A 16,791-nucleotide genomic window follows, 5' to 3' on the forward strand; every position below is an offset into this window, starting at 1 on the left:
TCCTCTCTTGGTCTGCGTGGACAATTAGAAAGCCGTTTTCGGCTGTTTTGGTATTGCAATATGCCCTTTGCCGTTTTCGCGTCTGCAAAGCCGCATGACACAAGGGCTTTTGCCCGTCTATTTGTCCATGCTGGCGGGCGTTTTCCGCGTCCTTTTGCCGGGGCAATAGGGACACTCTTTGAAAACGCAAAACTCATATTTCCACCCGGGGCGGTAGAAACGGCAAGTGCCGCAATCTTCATCATCTCCGGCACAACCGGATTGATAGCGGTCAAATCCCGGCTTCTGCTGCATGAGCAGTTCAAATGCCCGCTGCTTGCCTTTTATGAAATACATTCCGGCTGTACCTCCTTTCCTGCGGGCATAAAAAAACGGCGTTACTTTCTCCCCAAAAGGGGTTAAGGTAACGCCGCTTGTGTGCGTATTCAGTTTTTAACACATTCCCTGTCTATCCGCTGTCCGCAAAACCATTGATTTTATTAGCTTTTTGCCGCTATCGCTATCACACCTCATTATTCCAGCGGCCCGGATTTCAAGCCATGCTTGCGGACATTGAAGCCGGGAAAGTGGGTACGGTCATCGTCAAGGACATGAGCCGGTTAGGGCGAAACTACTTGCAGGTAGGGTTTTACACGGAAATGCTGTTCCCTCAAAAGGGTGTGCGTTTTATCGCTGTCAACGATAATGTGGACAGTGCCAGCGAGGGCATGGACAACGATTTTACCCCGCTGCGAAATCTGTTCAATGAATGGCTGGTGAGAGATACGAGCAAGAAAATCAAGGCAGTGAAAAAGTCAAAAGGCATGAGCGGCAAGCCTGTTACCAGCAAGCCGGTTTACGGCTATGTGATGGACGAGGACGAGAATTTTATTATAGACGAGGAAGCCGCCCCGGTGGTGCAGCAGATTTACCAGCTTTGCCTTGCCGGGAACGGCCCGACCAAGATTGCCCGTATGCTGACGGAGCAGCAAATCCCCACGCCGGGGACGCTGGAATATCAGCGGACAGGCAGCACCCGCCGTTATCACCCAGGCTATGAGTGCAAATGGGCGACCAACACCGTCGTTCATATCCTCGAAAACCGAGAGTACACCGGATGTCTGGTGAACTTCAAAACGGAAAAGCCTTCTTATAAGGTCAAGCACAGCATAGAGAACCCCGTCGAGAAGCAGGCCATTTTCGAGAACCACCATGAGCCGATCATCGACAAGGAAACATGGGAACGGGTGCAGGAGTTACGCAAACAGCGCAAACGCCCGAACCGCTACGATGAAGTGGGGCTGTTCTCCGGGATTTTGTTCTGCGCCGACTGCGGCCATGTGCTGTATCAGCAGCGGTATCAGAACAAAGACCGCAAACAGGACTGCTACATCTGCGGCAGCTACAAGAAGCGCACCCGCAACTGTACGGCGCACTTTATCCGCACCGATCTGTTGACCGCTGGTGTCCTGGCAAATCTCCGGCAAGTGACCGAATACGCAGCCAAGCATGAGAGCCGGTTTGTGAAACTACTTGTCCAGCAGAACGAGATCGGCGGCAAGCGAAAGACCGCCGCAGCCATCAAGCAGCTTGAACAGGCGCAGGAACGCATTTCTGAAATCAGCCGCATTATCAAGCGGCTGTATGAGGACAATGTAAACGGCAAAATCAGCGATGAGCGTTTCATGGAACTGTCGGCTGACTACGAAGCCGAGCAAGCGGAGCTGAAAAAGAGAGCCGCCGCCCTGCAAGCCGAACTGGACAAGTCACAGGCAGCTACCGTCAACGCCGAGAAATTTATGGGCATTGTCCGCAAGCACCTTGCCTTTGAAGAACTGACCCCCACTCTCTTGCGGGAAATGATCGAGAAAATTGTGGTGCATGAGTGCAGCTATGATGAGAACGGCACCCGCAGGCAGGACATTGAGATTTATTACAGCTTTGTCGGCAAGATTGACTTGCCCGAATAACCGCCCGACCTATCCGACACAATGGCCAAGTGTCGGATAGGAACGGCAAAATTTTTTGCACTTCTATTGCTTCTTTATCACACATAAGCAAACCATCAGCTCTGTGAAGCGCCACATGGGAACCGAGTGGAGCGTGCGCATTGACGGGACGGACTACAAGGCGCAGACCATCAGCGCCATGGTGCTGATGCAGCTGAAGGAGGACGCGGAGAAATTTCTGGGGGAGCCGGTGACAGAGGCGGTCATTACAGTGCCCGTCTACTTCAACAATATCCAGAGGCAGGCCACCAAGGACGCGGGACGGATCGCCGGCCTGAACGTAAAGCGCATCATCAACGAGCCCACAAGCGCGGCCATGTCCTACGGGCTGAACCACGGGGAGCCCCAGAAGGTGATGGTGTATGACCTGGGCGGCGATGACTTTGATGAGAGGATCAGCCAGTGGCTGGTGAGGCGCTTTAAGGAGGAGACAGGGGCAGACCTGTCCCGCGACTTCGGGGCCATGCAGCGGGTGAAGGACGCGGCGGAGCAGGCCAAAAAGGAGCTGTCCGCGTCGGAGAGCGCCCACATCACGCTCCCATATCTGACCCAGCACAGAGGGGAGATGCTGCACATGGATCTGACCCTCACAAGAGGACAGCTCCAGGAGCTCATAGGAGACCTCATTGAGCGCACGGCCCGGCCGGTGCGCGGCGCCCTCAGCGATGCGGGCATCGCCCCGGCGGAGCTTGGGAGAGTCCTCTTGGTGGGAGGCTCCACGAGAATTCCGGCTGTCCAGGAGAAGGAGCGGCTGCTGACGGAAAAAGAGCCCTCCAGGAACATCAACCCGGACGAGTGCGTGGCGAAAGGAGCGGCCATCCTGGGAAGCACCCTGGAAGGGAACAGTCTGGTGGCGGCAGGAACAGGCAAGAGCCTGCTCCTTCTGGACATGACCCCTCTGAGTCTGTCCATTGAGACTGTGGGCGGCGTGGCCACCCGCCTGATAGAGAGGAACACGACCCTTCCCACCCGGTATTCCAGGGTGTTCACAACAGCGGTTCCCTACCAGCGCTCCGTGGATATCCATGTGCTCCAGGGGGAGCGCCCCATGGCCAGGGACAACAAGACCATCGGCAAATTCAGGCTGAAGGGTATCAAGGCGGCTCCCGCCGGCGTGCCCCAGATCGAGGTCTCCTTTGACATTGACGCCAACGGCATCCTGAAGGTGTCTGCCCGGGATCTGGACACAGGGAAGCAGCAGTCCATCACCATTACCTCCAACGACAGCATGTCCTAGGATGAGATCCAGCAGGCCATCCGGGACGCCCGGGATTACGCCGGGCAGGATCAGACGAGAAAGGACGCGGTGGAGATCCTGGGAGAGGCCCGGAAGCTGATGGCGGAGACAGAGCGGAAGCTGAAGGAGAAGAAAAAAGACCTGGACAGAGGGACGAAAAAGCAGGTGAAGGGTGACGTGAACAGACTGAACAAGCTGACTATGAAGTGCCGCCTGGACAAGGTGACAGAGGAGCAGCTCGCGGAGATCCGGGAGGCTGTGCGCCAGCTCGAGGAGAGCGCCGGGAGTCTGTAGACGCTTGCTTAAATAATACTCCGGAGAGTCAGTTGTATTTCAACACTCTTTGGAGTATTATTTTCTTAAAACGAAAAGAGAAATCAGCAGGGGCCTTTCGGGCGGGGGATTTTAAATTTTTCGCAAATTAATGCTTTAACTTGCGAAAGTATTGTGCTATACTAAGGGAAGCACGACGCGGAAGCGTAAAATTGAAGGAGGAAATGTCATGATCTGGTCGAAGGAAGAGACCCTGCCAAGAGGCGAGATAGAAGCGATCCAGCTGAAGAAGCTGAAGGAGACGGTGCCCTATATTTATGAGAGGGTTGCTCCCTACCGCAGGAAAATGGACGAGGCAGGGGTGAAGCCGGAGGATATAAAGACACTGGCGGATCTGACGAAGCTGCCCTTTACATACAAAGCGGATTTCAGAGACAACTACCCCATGGGGCTTTTTGCCGTGGACAAGAAGGAGCTGGTCAGGTTCCACGCCAGCTCAGGGACCACAGGAAAGCCCACGGTGGTGGGATACACAAGGAATGACCTGGACATGTGGCTGGAAAACGTGGCCCGCATCGCCTGTATGGGCGGCGCCACAGCCGATGACGTGGCCCAGATTTCCTTTGGATACGGGACCTTCACAGGGGCCCTGGGACTCCATGGAGGTCTTGAGAAGATCGGCGCGTCTGTCATTCCCATGTCTTCGGGAAACACGAAGAAGCAGATCATGTTCCTGCAGGATATGGGCGTGACCCTTCTGGTGGCCACCCCCTCCTATGCGCTCCACCTGGGGGAGGAGATACGGGCGAGAGGCCTGGACCCGGAGAAGGATCTGAAGGTGCACATCGGTCTCTTCGGAGGCGAGGGCATGACGGAGCCCATGCGGGATGAGATGCACAAGGTGTGGGGCCAGCGCTTTCTGTGCACCCAGAACTACGGCATGAGCGAGCTGTGCGGCCCGGGCGTGGCCGGAGAGTGCGAGGAGCTTGTGGGCATGCATGTCAACGAGGACTGGTTTATCCCGGAGATCATCGACCCAAAGACAGAGGAGGTGCTGCCTCCCGGAGAGAGAGGCGAGCTGGTGGTCACCTGTCTCGGGAAAGAGGCGCTGCCCCTTGTGCGCTACCGGACAGGGGATATGACAAGGCTCATGTATGAGCCCTGCAGATGCGGAAGGACGACCGTGCGCATGGAGAACATCTCCGGCCGGGCGGACGACATGCTGGTCATCAGAGGCGTGAATGTATTCCCGACCCAGATCGAGGAGGTGCTGCTCCAGATACCGGAGATCGGACCCCACTACGAGATACTGGTGGAGAGAAAGAACCGGCTGGATGTCATGACCATCACCGTGGAGCTGGTGGACGACAGGCTGCTTGACAGCTACGCGCAGCTCAGCGAGCTGGAGATGAAGATCAGGAAGGGACTGAAGTCCCAGCTGGGCCTTGCCACCCAGATCAAGCTGGTGGCTCCCTACTCCCTGAAGCGGTTTGAGGGAAAGGCAAAGAGAGTGACAGATTTGAGAAAGGATGGACTGTAAAATGTCAGAGTCAAAGAGAGTGATCATGCTCGGCAATGAGGCCATTGCCAGAGGCGCCTACGAGGCGGGAGTGAAGGTGTCAGCCGCCTACCCGGGCACGCCGAGCACGGAGATAAGCGAATATCTTGTACAGTACAGAGACGACCTGTACTGCGAGTGGTCTCCCAACGAGAAGGTGGCCACAGAGGTGGCTATCGGCGCCTCCATAGCGGGGACGAGAGCTATGTCCTGTATGAAGCACGTGGGCTTTAACGTGGCGGCAGACCCGGCCTACACCGTCTCCTACATGGGAGTGAACGGGGGCCTTGTCATCGTGGTGGCCGACGATCCGGGACTTTACAGCTCCCAGAACGAGCAGGACACAAGGATGGTGGCAAGGGCGGCCCACCTGCCGGTGCTGGAGCCCTCCGACAGCGCGGAGGCAAAGGAGTTCATGAAGCTGGCCTTTGACCTGAGCGAGCAGTTTGACCGGCCCTTCGTGTACCGGACCACTACCCGGCTGGCCCACTCCCAGGGGCTGGTAGAGCTGTGTGAGAGAGAGGAAGTGCCGGATAAGCCCTACGAGAGAGACCCGGCCAAGAACGTCATGATGCCAGGCAACGCGAAGGGGCGCCATGTGGTCATCGAGAGGCGGATGGAGGAGCTGGCTGAGGCAGCCAACACACTTTCCATCAACAGGGTGGAGATGAACGATACGAAGATCGGCGTCATCACAAGCGGTATTCCCTACCAGTATGTAAAAGAAGTGCTGCCGGAGGCATCCGTGCTGAAACTTGGCATGGTCAATCCTCTGCCGAGAAAGCTGATCGAGGACTTTGCGTCAAAGGTGGAAACGCTCTATATCGTGGAGGAGCTGGATCCGGTGATCGAGGAGCAGGTGAAGTCCTGGGGCATTAAAGCCATCGGCAAGGAGATCTTTACCGTGCAGGGCGAGTACAGCGCCAATATGCTCAGGGAAGCCATCCTCCATGAGGACCTGCAGCTTGATGCGCCGGCCCAGGTGCCGGGACGCCCGCCTATCCTCTGCCCGGGATGTCCCCACCGCAGCGTCTATTATGTGCTGAACAAGCTGAAGATACACGGGGCAGGCGATATCGGATGCTATACGCTGGGAGCGGTAGCGCCGCTGAGCGTGGTGGACACCACCGTCTGTATGGGTGCCAGCATTTCCACTCTCCACGGAATGGAAAAGGCGAAGGGCAAAGACTATATTAAAAACTGGGTAGCCGTCATCGGCGACTCCACATTTTTACATACAGGTGTCAATTCCCTCATGAACATGATGTACAACAAGGCCACGGGAACGGTGATCATCCTGGACAATTCCACCACCGGAATGACAGGACATCAGGACCACGCGGCCACGGGCAAGACGCTCCAGGGCGACCCCACCTACGCCATCGACATCCCGGGACTTTGCCGGGCACTGGGCGTGAAGCACGTGCAGGAGATCAATGCTCTGGACATTGACACTCTGGAGAAGGCCATCAGGGAAGAGGTGGCAAGGGACGAGGTGTCGGTCATCATCACAAAGACCCCCTGTGTGCTCCTGTCCAAGGCGAAGAAGCCTCTCTACACTGTACATGCGGACAAATGCAAGAAGTGCGGCATGTGCATGAAACCGGGATGTCCGGCCATGACGAGAAACGAAGACGGAACCATCCATATTGACGATACGATGTGCACCGGATGCGGACTGTGTCAGTCGCTGTGCAAATTCGGGGCGATCGAACTGGTAAAGGAAGGTGACAGATAATGGCAGTAAAAAATATTATGATCGTAGGCGTGGGCGGCCAGGGGACCCTGCTCACCAGCCGTGTCCTGGGAGGGCTGGCCATCGCCGGGGGCTATGACGTGAAGCTGTCCGAGGTGCACGGTATGGCCCAGAGGGGCGGAAGCGTTGTCACCTTTGTGCGCTACGGAGACAAGGTGGCGGAGCCCATCGTGGAGGAAGGGCAGGCGGACGTGATCATCGCCTTCGAGAGACTGGAGGCCATGCGGTACGCCCATTTCCTCAAAAAGGACGGGGCCCTTGTAGTCAATGACTGGAGGATAGACCCCATGCCTGTCGTGATCGGCAGCGCCAGCTATCCGGAGGGCATCCTGGAGGAGCTGGGGAAGACCCACAAGGTGTACGCGGTCAACGCCACGGAGGAGTCCAAGAGGCTGGGCAATCCAAAGGTGTTCAACATGATCGTGCTGGGCGTGGCGGCGCAGCACATGGATTTCAGCAAGGAGGACTGGTACAGGGTCATTGAAAATACAGTGCCGCCAAAGACAATAGATATCAACAGGAAGGCATTTGACACAGGATATCACCTTACTGCAAGATGATATAGATTTTAAGGACCAGAAAAAAGGAGGTGTCACATGATCAAGCAGCTATCAGTTTTCGTGGAGAATAAGCCGGGCAGCCTGATGGAGGTCACATCAAAGCTCACAGAAGCGCACATCAACATCCGGGCCGTCGCGTCTTTTGATACTCCGGAGTTTGGGATCCTTCGTCTCGTAGTCGATAAGCCAACAGAGGCGAAGGGTTATCTCACTGAGAGGGGATTTGTCGTGCGTGTGAACGATGTCATCGGCGCAGAGCTGGAGGACAGAAAAGGCAATCTCAATCAGATGTTGGCAGTACTTGCAGAAAACCGCATAAATGTGCGCTACATCTATTCATTTGTAATCCGCGAAGGACGCGCTCCGGTTCTGGTTTTCAGCACCGACGATTATGAGAAAGCAGCTTCCATTCTTAAGGATGCAGGTGTGAAGATGGTAGACGAGTCAGACCTGTAGGTCTGGCTGCGCCAAAAGTATTAAGAATAGGAGTAAAAGAAAATGGCAGGAGTATCATTAGAGAATTGGCAGGAGAGGATCAGGGATCCGAAGATTGAGTGTATGAGCAGGGATGAGATGAGCGCCCTGCAGAGTGAAAAGCTTGTTAAGCAGGTAAAGAGGGTGTATGAGAACGTGCCTTTTTACCGGAAAAAGATGCAGCAGAAGGGCGTGGAGCCCGGCGACATCAAGGGGATAGAGGACATCGGAAAGCTGCCCTTCACCACAAAGGAGGACCTGAAGGAGAATTACCCATTTGGACTGCTGGCAGTTCCACAGAGCGAGATCGTGCGCGTGCAGGGGACGTCCGGGACAACAGGAAAGCTGACCATCGCGTCCTACACAAAATATGATACAGAGGTGTGGGGAGAATGTGTGGCAAGAGGTCTTACAATGGCCGGCCTTACAAACGAGGACCGTATCCATGTCTGCTACGGCTACGGGCTGTTCACAGGGGGAATGGGCCTTGACTACGGCGCCATGGCCCTGGGCGCGATGGCCATCCCCATGTCTGCGGGAAATACCAAGCGCCAGATGATGTGTATGGAGGATATGGGAGCCACCGCATTTGCCTGCACTCCGTCCTACGCCCTCTATCTGGCCGAGTCCATCCAGGAGGCAGGCCTTGTGGATCACATGCAGCTGAAGGCCGGCATCCACGGCGCGGAGCCCTGGACGGAGGAGATGAGGAAGAAGATCGAGGATATTCTCCACATCAACTGCTTTGACATTTACGGTCTCTGCGAGGTGACCGGGCCGGGCGTTGCTCTGGACTGCATCCACCACGAAGGACTTCACGTATACGAGGATCACTTCTATCCGGAGCTGATCAACCCTGCCACCTATGAGCCCTGCGCGGACGGTGAGACAGGAGAGCTGGTATTTACCACCCTCTCCAAGGAGGGCATGCCCCTGATCCGGTACCGCACAAAGGACCTGACAAGCATGACCCACGGTACCTGCAAGTGCGGAAGAACGCTTGCGAGGATCCACAAGTTCACAGGGCGCACCGATGATATGAAGGTCATCCGCGGCGTCAATGTATTCCCGACTCAGGTGGAGACAGCCCTGCTGTCCATGGGCGGCGGCGTAGCGCCTCACTATCTGATGATCGTGGACAGAGAGAACAACATGGATGTGCTCACGGTCATGGTGGAAGTGGACGAGAGATATTTCTCCGACGAGATCCGCAAGCTGGACGAGCTGAAGAACAAGGTGGCGGCTGTGCTGAAGCAGGCGCTCGGCGTATCTGTCCGCGTGAAGCTGGTAGAGCCGAAGACCATCCAGAGAAGCGAAGGCAAGGCCAAGCGCGTCATCGACAACAGGCAGATGTAAGAAGGAGGGGAATATCATGGGAATTAGTAATACAGTACAGCAGTTATCCGTATTTCTGGAGAACAGGGAGGGACGTCTGGACGAGGTGCTGGCAGCGCTGGCAAAGGGCGGCGTGAATATCGTGGCCCTCAGCCTGGCGGACACCTCCGAGTATGGTATGCTCCGGATGATCGTATCGGACCCCCACAAGGGACGGATGGTCCTGAAGGAGGAGGGGATCACGGCCATGCTCACGGACGTGGTGGCCCTGCGGGTGCCTCACGCCACGGGCTCGCTGGCAAAAGCCATGCACCAGCTTGTGGAGGGCGAGGTCAACATTGAGTACATGTACGCCTTTGCCAACGGAAGCGACGCCGCGGCAGTGCTCAAGAGCGATGAGCCGGGAAGAGTGATCGATATCCTGAAGGGAAGCGGCTTTGACGTGTATACTGCAGACGAGGCATACCGGGCTAACGTGTAAAAAACTGCAGAGTTGTGAAAAAATAGACAATTGTACGAAATGTCAAATAAAAAAACAAATGTTGACAGAAAATTCACGGGCGGTTATAATAGAGCCAGATTTAATGAGACAAATGATCGGGTGAAGGATCCAAGAGAGACTGTCACATATATCAGAGGCAGCGCCGAAGGGGCAAGGGGACACTTGAAACTCTCAGGCAAAGGTATTGGGTCCGGACGAGGCTCTGGATGAACAGACAGGGAGAGACTGATTTCATATGAAGGGGACAGTCTCTCCCTGTTTTATTTTATCTGTCTCTTAAATGTAAGTCCGGCAAAGGAGGAAAAGTAGGAATGGAATTGAAAACACCGCTCTATGAGGCGCATGTGAAGGCGGGCGGAAAGATCGTGCCCTTTGGGGGATACCTTCTCCCGGTACAGTACAAGGAAGGAGTGATCAAGGAGCACATGGCAGTGCGCACCCAGGCGGGTCTCTTTGACGTGTCCCACATGGGAGAGATCCTCTGTCAGGGGAAGGACGCCCTGGCCAACCTGCAGATGATGCTGACCAACAATTTTGACAACCTGACGGACGGTCAGGCCAGATACAGCCCCATGTGCAATGAGCAGGGGGGCACGGTGGATGATCTGATCGTATACAAAAAGGGCGAGGAGGATTATTTCATTGTAGTCAATGCGGCCAACAAGGACAAGGATTATCAGTGGATGCTGGACCATCAGTTCGGGGAAGTGACATTCACGGATGTATCAGACCAGTACGCCCAGCTGGCTCTTCAGGGCCCGAAGGCCATGGAGATCCTGCGCAAGCTCGCCCCGGAGGAAAATATCCCGAAGAAATACTATCACGCTGTGTTTGACACGGAGGCCGCGGGTATTCCCTGTATCATCTCAAAGACCGGTTACACAGGCGAGGACGGGGTGGAGATCTACCTGGACAGCGCAAGGGCCCAGGAGATGTGGGACGCTCTTCTCGAGGCCGGGAAGGAGGAGGGACTCATCCCCTGCGGACTGGGAGCCAGAGACACTCTCCGGATGGAGGCGGCTATGCCCCTCTACGGCCACGAGATGGACGAACAGGTGACACCACTTGAGGCCGGCCTGGGATTTGCCGTGAAGATGACAAAGGAGGACTTTATCGGGAAGAAGGCTCTTGAGGAGAAGGGAGAACCGGCGAGAAAGCGCATTGGACTGACGGTGACCGGCCGGGGCATCATAAGAGAACACCAGGATGTGTACCTGGGCGACCGGCTTATCGGCCACACTACATCCGGGACCCACTGTCCCTATCTGGGCTGCCCGGTGGCCATGGCTCTGGTGGACGCGGACTGCACGGAGCCGGGGACAAAGGTGGAGGCAGACGTGAGAGGACGCCGGGTTGAGGCCCAGATCGTGCCCCTTCCGTTTTACAAGAGAAGTAAGTAGGATAACAGAGATATAAAGAGAGCAACAGGAGAAACAAACAGAGCATAGAGAGTGAAAGGAGAAAAGATCATGGAATTAAGAGAGGGACTGCTGTATTCAAAATCACACGAGTGGGTAAAAGAGGAGGGCGAGGAGGTCCTCATCGGACTGACAGACTACGCCCAGTCTGAGCTGGGGGATCTTGTGTTCGTCAATCTCCCGGAGGAGGGCGACGAGGTAACTACCGGGGAGAGCTTCGCGGATGTGGAGTCTGTCAAGGCCGTGTCAGATGTGTACTCCCCTGTGACCGGCGTGGTGAGTGCTGTGAACGAGGAGCTTCTGGACGCGCCGGAGTCCATCAATGAGGCGCCCTACGATGCCTGGTTTGTCAGAGTCAAGGATATTTCTGACCGGGAGGAGCTGCTGACAGCGGCGGAGTATGAGGCGTTTGTGGAGAGCGAGAAGGACGCATAAGGGCATACGGGCAAAGGAGAAAAACAGAAGGAGGAAAATATATGGGAAGCTATGTGCCGAACACCCAGGAGGAACGGCAGGCAATGCTTGAGACCGCCGGCTATGAGTCCATGGACGACCTGTTCCGGGATATCCCGGAGGAGGTGAAGCTGAAGGGCGGACTGAACATACCTGCAGGGCTTTCTGAGCTGGAAGTAAAGAGAAAGATGCAGTCCATTGCTGCAAAAAATAAAGTGTTCCCCACCATTTTCCGGGGAGCGGGGGCCTACCGCCACTATATCCCGGCCGTGGTGGGCAGCGTGACATCCAAGGAAAATCTCCAGACTGCCTACACCCCTTATCAGGCGGAGATCAGCCAGGGAATTCTCCAGTCTATCTTTGAGTATCAGACCATGATCTGCGACCTGACCGGGATGGACGTGTCCAACGCCTCTGTCTATGACGGCGCCTCAGCCGCGGCAGAGGGAGTGGCCATGTGCAGGGAGAGGAAGCGAGGCAAAGCCTACATATCTGCCGCCGTTCTCCCCTACACGCTGGAGACGGTAAAGACCTACTGCTTTGGAAACGGGATGGAGCTGGAGGTGATACCGGAAAAGGACGGCGTGACGGATGTGGAGTGGCTGAAGGAACGGCTGGCGGGGGAGACCGCCTGCGTTCTCATTCAGCACCCTAACTATTACGGAAACCTGGAGCCTGCAGAGGAGATCGGGGAGGCGGTCCACCAGGTAGGGGGCAAATTCATTATGAGCGTGAACCCTATTTCCCTTGGAATTATGAAGACACCGGCCGAGTACGGGGCCGACGTAGCGGTGGGAGAGGGACAGCCCCTGGGGCTTCCTCTCGCCTTTGGAGGACCCTACCTGGGCTTTATGGCTGCCACCAGAGCCATGATGCGCAAGCTGCCTGGCAGGATCGTGGGACAGACGAAGGACCGGAACGGAAAGACCGGCTACGTGCTGACTCTCCAGGCCAGAGAGCAGCACATCCGCAGGGAGAAGGCGTCCAGCAACATCTGTTCCAATCAGGCTCTCTGCGCCCTGGCGGTGGGCGTTTACCTGACAGCCATGGGAAACGAGGGGCTTGAAAGAGCCGCCTCCTCCTGTATGTCCAAGGCCCACTACTTTGCAAAAAGGCTGGGAGAGGCCGGCTTTGAGCTGGAGAACAGGGGCGAGTTTTTCCACGAGTTCGTGACCGTGTCAGAAAAGGAGTCCGGCCGGGCGCTGCAGGCGCTGGAGGGGCATGGAATCCTGGGGGGACTTGCCCTGGACGATCACCGGATCCTCTGGTGCTGCACGGAGATGAACACAAAAGAAGAGATGGACGAGGCAGTCCGCATCCTGAAGGAGGTGTAAGGCATGTTAGTATTTGAAAAGAGCAGACCGGGCAGAGGATGCCTTGAGCTTCCTCCCTGCGATGTGGAGACAGTGGGCCTGCCGGAGGGAGACAGACGGGAGAAGAAGCTCCATCTGCCCGCCCTGTCCGAGGTGGAGATATCCCGGCACTACACGGAGCTTGCGAGGAAGACCCACGGGGTCAACGACGGCTTTTATCCCCTGGGCTCCTGTACAATGAAATACAATCCCAGGATCAACGAGGCGGTGGCCTCCCTTCCCGGATTTACCGATATCCATCCTCTCCAGGGAGAGGACACGGTGCAGGGATGCATGGAGGTGCTGCACCTGGCGGAGAAATACCTGTGTGAGATCACCGGTATGGACCGCATGACCTTCCAGCCCGCGGCGGGGGCCCACGGTGAATTTACCGGGCTTCTCCTCATCAAGGCCTACCACGAGAGCAGAAAGGACAGCAAAAGGACCAAGATCCTCGTCCCCGACTCTGCCCACGGCACCAACCCGGCCAGCGCGGCCATGGCAGGCTACTCGGTGGTGACTATTCCGTCCAACGCAGAGGGCTGCGTGGACATTGAGAAGCTGCGGGAGGCAGCCGGGGACGATGTGGCGGGCCTGATGCTGACCAACCCCAACACAGTGGGCCTGTTTGACAAAAATATCCTGGAGATCACAGATATCGTACACAAGTGCGGCGGACTGTGCTATTATGACGGGGCGAACCTGAACGCGGTCATGGGCACAGTGCGGCCGGGTGATATGGGCTTTGACGTGGTTCACCTGAACCTTCATAAGACCTTTTCCACGCCCCACGGCGGCGGCGGCCCGGGAAGCGGCCCGGTGGGATGCAGGGAGCTGCTGGCAGACTTCCTTCCCTCCGTGCTCGTGACGGGGGAGGCCCCCTACCGGTTTGAAAAGCCGTCCCGGAGCATAGGAGAGATGAAGAGCTTCTACGGCAATTTCCTTGTTGTGGTGAAGGCTCTCACCTACATCCTCACTCTGGGGAGAGAGGGCATTAAGGAGGCCAGCCAGAATGCGGTGCTGAACGCCAACTACATGAGATGCGCCCTGAAGGATCTGTACACCATGGCCTATGACGAGACCTGCATGCACGAGTTTGTCATGAGCCTTGCGGACCTGAAGAAGGAGACCGGCATCTCGGCCATGGACATTGCCAAGGGACTTCTGGACAACGGCATCCACCCGCCGACCATGTACTTCCCGCTGATCGTGGAGGAGGCTCTCATGGTGGAGCCCACGGAGACGGAGTCAAAGGAGACGCTGGACGACGCCATCCAGGTGTTCCGCAGTCTGTATGAGCTGGCAAAGACAGATCCGGAGAAGCTGCACGCGGCGCCTGTCACCACGCCGGTCACAAGGCTGGACGAGGTGGAGGCGGCTAGACATCCGGTCCTCACCTATGATTTCGGAGCAGAGGGAGAAGCATGATCGACACAATCAGATACACAGAGAGCAGGCAGTTTGTGCCCTACCACAATCTGGCTGTGGAAAAATATCTTCTGGAGACCTGCGGGGAGAGGGAGTGCATCCTGTATCTCTGGCAGAACCAGAGGACTGTCGTCATCGGGAGGAACCAGAACGCCTGGAAAGAGTGTAAGGTGAGCCGCCTCGAAGAGGACGGCGGGTATGTGGCCCGCCGCCTCTCCGGAGGCGGCGCTGTCTACCACGATCTGGGAAACCTGAATTTTACCTTTCTGGTGAGAAAGAAAAACTACAGTGTGGAAAAGCAGACCGAGGTGATCCTGCGGGCAGTCAGAGCCCTGGGCATCCCGGCCGTCCGGTCGGGGAGGAACGACCTTCTGGCAGACGGGCGGAAGTTCTCAGGGAACGCCTACTACGAGCAGGGGGATCACTGTTATCATCACGGCACGCTGATGGTGGACGTGGACAAGGAGGTGCTGGGGAACTATCTCACGGTGAACAGGGAGAAGCTGAAGTCCAAGGGGGTGGACTCTGTCCGCTCCAGGGTGGTGAACCTGAGAGAATTTGTCCCGGATCTGACGATAGAAAGGCTGAAGGCGGCCCTGCGGCAGGCCTTTGAGGAGGTGTACGGCCGGAGGAGCACTCCCCTGACAGAGGAGGAGCTGGACGGGGAGAGGCTGAAGGCCGACGAGGAGCGCTTTGCGTCCTGGGAGTGGAAATTCGGCCGCAGTCTGGAGTTCCAGTTTGAGCTGTCCCACCGGTTTTCCTGGGGGAGCCTTTCTCTGGAGCTCAAGGTGGACCAGGGGAAGGTGACAGACGCGGCGGTCTATTCCGACGCACTCAGGCCGGATTTTATCCTGGCTCTGCCCGCCTGTCTGAAGCATGCCAGGTACAGCAGGGAGGAGCTCTGCCGGCAGCTGGGCCTGTTCCATCCGGCTGACCCGGCTGAGACAGAGATGCTGCGGGATGTCATCCAGTGGATCGCTTCGGCGGATATATAGGAAAACAAGAGGAGAACAGGAAAATGGAAGAAAGATTTGATCTGATCATCATAGGCGCAGGCCCGGGGGGCTATGTGTGCGCCATCAAGGCCGCCAAGCTGGGACTTAAGACGGCTGTCGTGGAGGAGAGCCGGGCAGGCGGCACCTGCCTGAACCGGGGCTGTATTCCCGCCAAGGCCATGCTCCACGCCTCCGGGCTCTACCGGGAGATCCGCCAGGCTGAGCGGTTCGGGATAAAGGCAGAGGAAGCCAGCTATGACTTTGACAGGATACTGGCCTACAAGGAGGAGACTACAGATCAGCTGGTGCAGGGAGTGGAGCAGCTCTTTAAGGCCAACGCAGTGACCTGTCTGGAGGGCAGAGGAAAGCTCCTGCCGGGAAGACAGGTGGAAGTGGAGAAGGACGGGGAAAGGCAGGTGTACCAGGCGGAGCATGTGGTGCTGGCGGCCGGCTCCAGGCCTGTTATCCTGCCTATCCCGGGCATGGATCTGCCGGGCGTTCTGACAAGCGACGAGCTCTTCCGGCTACGGGAGGTGCCGGAGAGCCTGGTCATCATCGGGGGAGGGGTCATCAGCGTGGAGTTCGCCACCATCTACTCCTCTCTTGGATGTAAGGTGACGATCCTGGAGGCCATGCCCCGGCTGGTGCCGAACATGGATAAGGAAATCTCCCAGAATTTAAAAATGGTCCTGAAGAAGAGAGGAGTGGATATCCACACCGGGGCGGCGGTCCGGTCTGTGGAGGAGGAGCCAGGGGGGCTTGTCTGCCGGTTTGAGGAGAAGGAAAAGGAGCAGACTGTCTCCGGACAGTATGTGCTCTGCGCCGTGGGGAGGCGGCCCGCCTCAGAGGGACTTTTCGGGGAGGGCGCGGTTCCGGACATGGAGCGGGGCCGTATCCTTGTGGACGAGAAGTTTGCCACAAGCATTCCCGGCGTCTACGCCATCGGGGATATGATCCCGGGTGCCCAGCTGGCCCACGCTGCCAGCGCCCAGGGCATGGTTCTGGCGGAGCTGCTGGCGGGGCAGGAACCCTCCGTGGATCTGTCCGTTGTGCCGGGCTGCGTGTACACGGAGCCGGAGATCGCCTCGGCGGGGCTGGACGAGGAGACCGCCAAAGCGCAGGGAATTCCTGTGCGGACAGGAAAATTTATCATGAGCGCCAACGGGAAATCCCTCATCTCAAAGGAGGAGAGAGGATTTATCAAGGTGGTCGTTCACGAAGAGACAGAGGAGATACTGGGCGCTCAGATGATGTGCGGCCGGGCCACTGACATGATCGGTGAGTTTGTCAGTGCCATCTCCAACCATCTGACTGCCTCCCAGGTGCTCAGGGCCATGCGTCCCCATCCCACCTACAACGAGGGTGTGGCGGAGGCCCTGGAGGAGCTGGAGGGCGGAGCCATCCATGTGATGCCCAGAAAGAAGAGATAGACAGAGACAAAAAGAGAAGGAGAAGGATAATG

At 57.0% G+C, this 16,791-nt stretch carries 16 protein-coding genes and 1 riboswitch; of the genes, 15 read left to right on the forward strand and 1 reads right to left on the reverse strand.

The features are described from left to right. Nucleotides 1-117 precede the first annotated feature (117 nt). Nucleotides 118-336: a hypothetical protein gene (locus H7U36_RS04900; protein ID WP_058118389.1), complete on the reverse strand. Its 219-nt coding sequence runs from the start codon at nucleotides 334-336 to the stop codon at nucleotides 118-120. Nucleotides 337-455: 119 nt separating this feature from the next. On the opposite strand from H7U36_RS04900, the gene H7U36_RS04905 reads away from it, so the two are divergent. The 15 genes from H7U36_RS04905 to lpdA all read left to right on the forward strand — a co-directional run bounded on the left by H7U36_RS04905 (nucleotide 456) and on the right by lpdA (nucleotide 16,759). Continuing rightward, nucleotides 456-1,949 carry an IME_Rho_tet family element recombinase gene (locus tag H7U36_RS04905; RefSeq protein WP_441761930.1) on the forward strand — a complete coding sequence of 498 codons (1,494 nt, stop codon included), beginning with the start codon at nucleotides 456-458 and terminating at the stop codon, nucleotides 1,947-1,949. Between the two features lie 115 nt (nucleotides 1,950-2,064). Next, a complete protein-coding gene (locus H7U36_RS04910) occupies nucleotides 2,065-3,225 on the forward strand; it encodes an Hsp70 family protein (RefSeq protein WP_243426694.1) in 1,161 nt (386 codons plus the stop codon). 69 nt (nucleotides 3,226-3,294) lie between these two features. Continuing rightward, nucleotides 3,295-3,519, forward strand: coding sequence for a hypothetical protein (locus tag H7U36_RS15130; RefSeq protein WP_052084180.1), 225 nt, complete (start codon nucleotides 3,295-3,297; stop codon nucleotides 3,517-3,519). Nucleotides 3,520-3,727: 208 nt separating this feature from the next. Then, nucleotides 3,728-5,038 (forward strand): phenylacetate--CoA ligase family protein, encoded by a 1,311-nt coding sequence (locus H7U36_RS04915; RefSeq protein WP_033126926.1) that lies wholly within the window; start codon nucleotides 3,728-3,730, stop codon nucleotides 5,036-5,038. A gap of 1 nt (nucleotide 5,039) precedes the next feature. Next, nucleotides 5,040-6,794: an indolepyruvate ferredoxin oxidoreductase subunit alpha gene (gene iorA / locus H7U36_RS04920; RefSeq protein ID WP_033126927.1), complete on the forward strand. Its 1,755-nt coding sequence runs from the start codon at nucleotides 5,040-5,042 to the stop codon at nucleotides 6,792-6,794. Then, nucleotides 6,794-7,372: an indolepyruvate oxidoreductase subunit beta gene (locus tag H7U36_RS04925; RefSeq protein ID WP_033126928.1), complete on the forward strand. Its 579-nt coding sequence runs from the start codon at nucleotides 6,794-6,796 to the stop codon at nucleotides 7,370-7,372. The genes iorA and H7U36_RS04925 overlap by 1 nt, the downstream gene beginning before the upstream one ends. A 36-nt stretch (nucleotides 7,373-7,408) precedes the next feature. Beyond that, complete coding sequence (locus H7U36_RS04930) at nucleotides 7,409-7,828, forward strand: ACT domain-containing protein (RefSeq protein WP_138304758.1); 420 nt, start codon at nucleotides 7,409-7,411, stop codon at nucleotides 7,826-7,828. 42 nt (nucleotides 7,829-7,870) lie between these two features. Next, a complete protein-coding gene (locus H7U36_RS04935) occupies nucleotides 7,871-9,202 on the forward strand; it encodes a phenylacetate--CoA ligase family protein (protein WP_138304760.1) in 1,332 nt (443 codons plus the stop codon). 16 nt (nucleotides 9,203-9,218) lie between these two features. After that, a complete protein-coding gene (locus H7U36_RS04940) occupies nucleotides 9,219-9,662 on the forward strand; it encodes an ACT domain-containing protein (protein WP_087174092.1) in 444 nt (147 codons plus the stop codon). A 120-nt stretch (nucleotides 9,663-9,782) separates the two neighbouring features. Next, nucleotides 9,783-9,880, forward strand: a riboswitch (glycine riboswitch). Between the two features lie 114 nt (nucleotides 9,881-9,994). Continuing rightward, nucleotides 9,995-11,083 (forward strand): glycine cleavage system aminomethyltransferase GcvT, encoded by a 1,089-nt coding sequence (gcvT, locus tag H7U36_RS04945; RefSeq protein ID WP_205148668.1) that lies wholly within the window; start codon nucleotides 9,995-9,997, stop codon nucleotides 11,081-11,083. Nucleotides 11,084-11,152: 69 nt separating this feature from the next. Continuing rightward, on the forward strand, nucleotides 11,153-11,536 hold the full coding sequence (gene gcvH / locus H7U36_RS04950) for a glycine cleavage system protein GcvH (protein ID WP_033126933.1): 384 nt from the start codon (nucleotides 11,153-11,155) through the stop codon (nucleotides 11,534-11,536). A 41-nt stretch (nucleotides 11,537-11,577) separates the two neighbouring features. Then, nucleotides 11,578-12,888, forward strand: coding sequence for an aminomethyl-transferring glycine dehydrogenase subunit GcvPA (gene gcvPA, locus H7U36_RS04955; RefSeq protein WP_191428530.1), 1,311 nt, complete (start codon nucleotides 11,578-11,580; stop codon nucleotides 12,886-12,888). 3 nt (nucleotides 12,889-12,891) lie between these two features. Continuing rightward, complete coding sequence (gene gcvPB, locus H7U36_RS04960; RefSeq protein WP_191428531.1) at nucleotides 12,892-14,334, forward strand: aminomethyl-transferring glycine dehydrogenase subunit GcvPB; 1,443 nt, start codon at nucleotides 12,892-12,894, stop codon at nucleotides 14,332-14,334. Then, nucleotides 14,331-15,329 carry a lipoate--protein ligase gene (locus tag H7U36_RS04965; protein WP_205155768.1) on the forward strand — a complete coding sequence of 333 codons (999 nt, stop codon included), beginning with the start codon at nucleotides 14,331-14,333 and terminating at the stop codon, nucleotides 15,327-15,329. The genes gcvPB and H7U36_RS04965 overlap by 4 nt, the downstream gene beginning before the upstream one ends. A gap of 23 nt (nucleotides 15,330-15,352) precedes the next feature. Next, complete coding sequence (lpdA, locus tag H7U36_RS04970; protein WP_138304772.1) at nucleotides 15,353-16,759, forward strand: dihydrolipoyl dehydrogenase; 1,407 nt, start codon at nucleotides 15,353-15,355, stop codon at nucleotides 16,757-16,759. The last annotated feature ends 32 nt before the right edge of the window (nucleotides 16,760-16,791 follow it).

It is taken from the genome of Faecalicatena fissicatena, assembly GCF_016900595.1.
Taxonomy (GTDB): domain Bacteria; phylum Bacillota; class Clostridia; order Lachnospirales; family Lachnospiraceae; genus Claveliimonas; species Claveliimonas intestinigallinarum.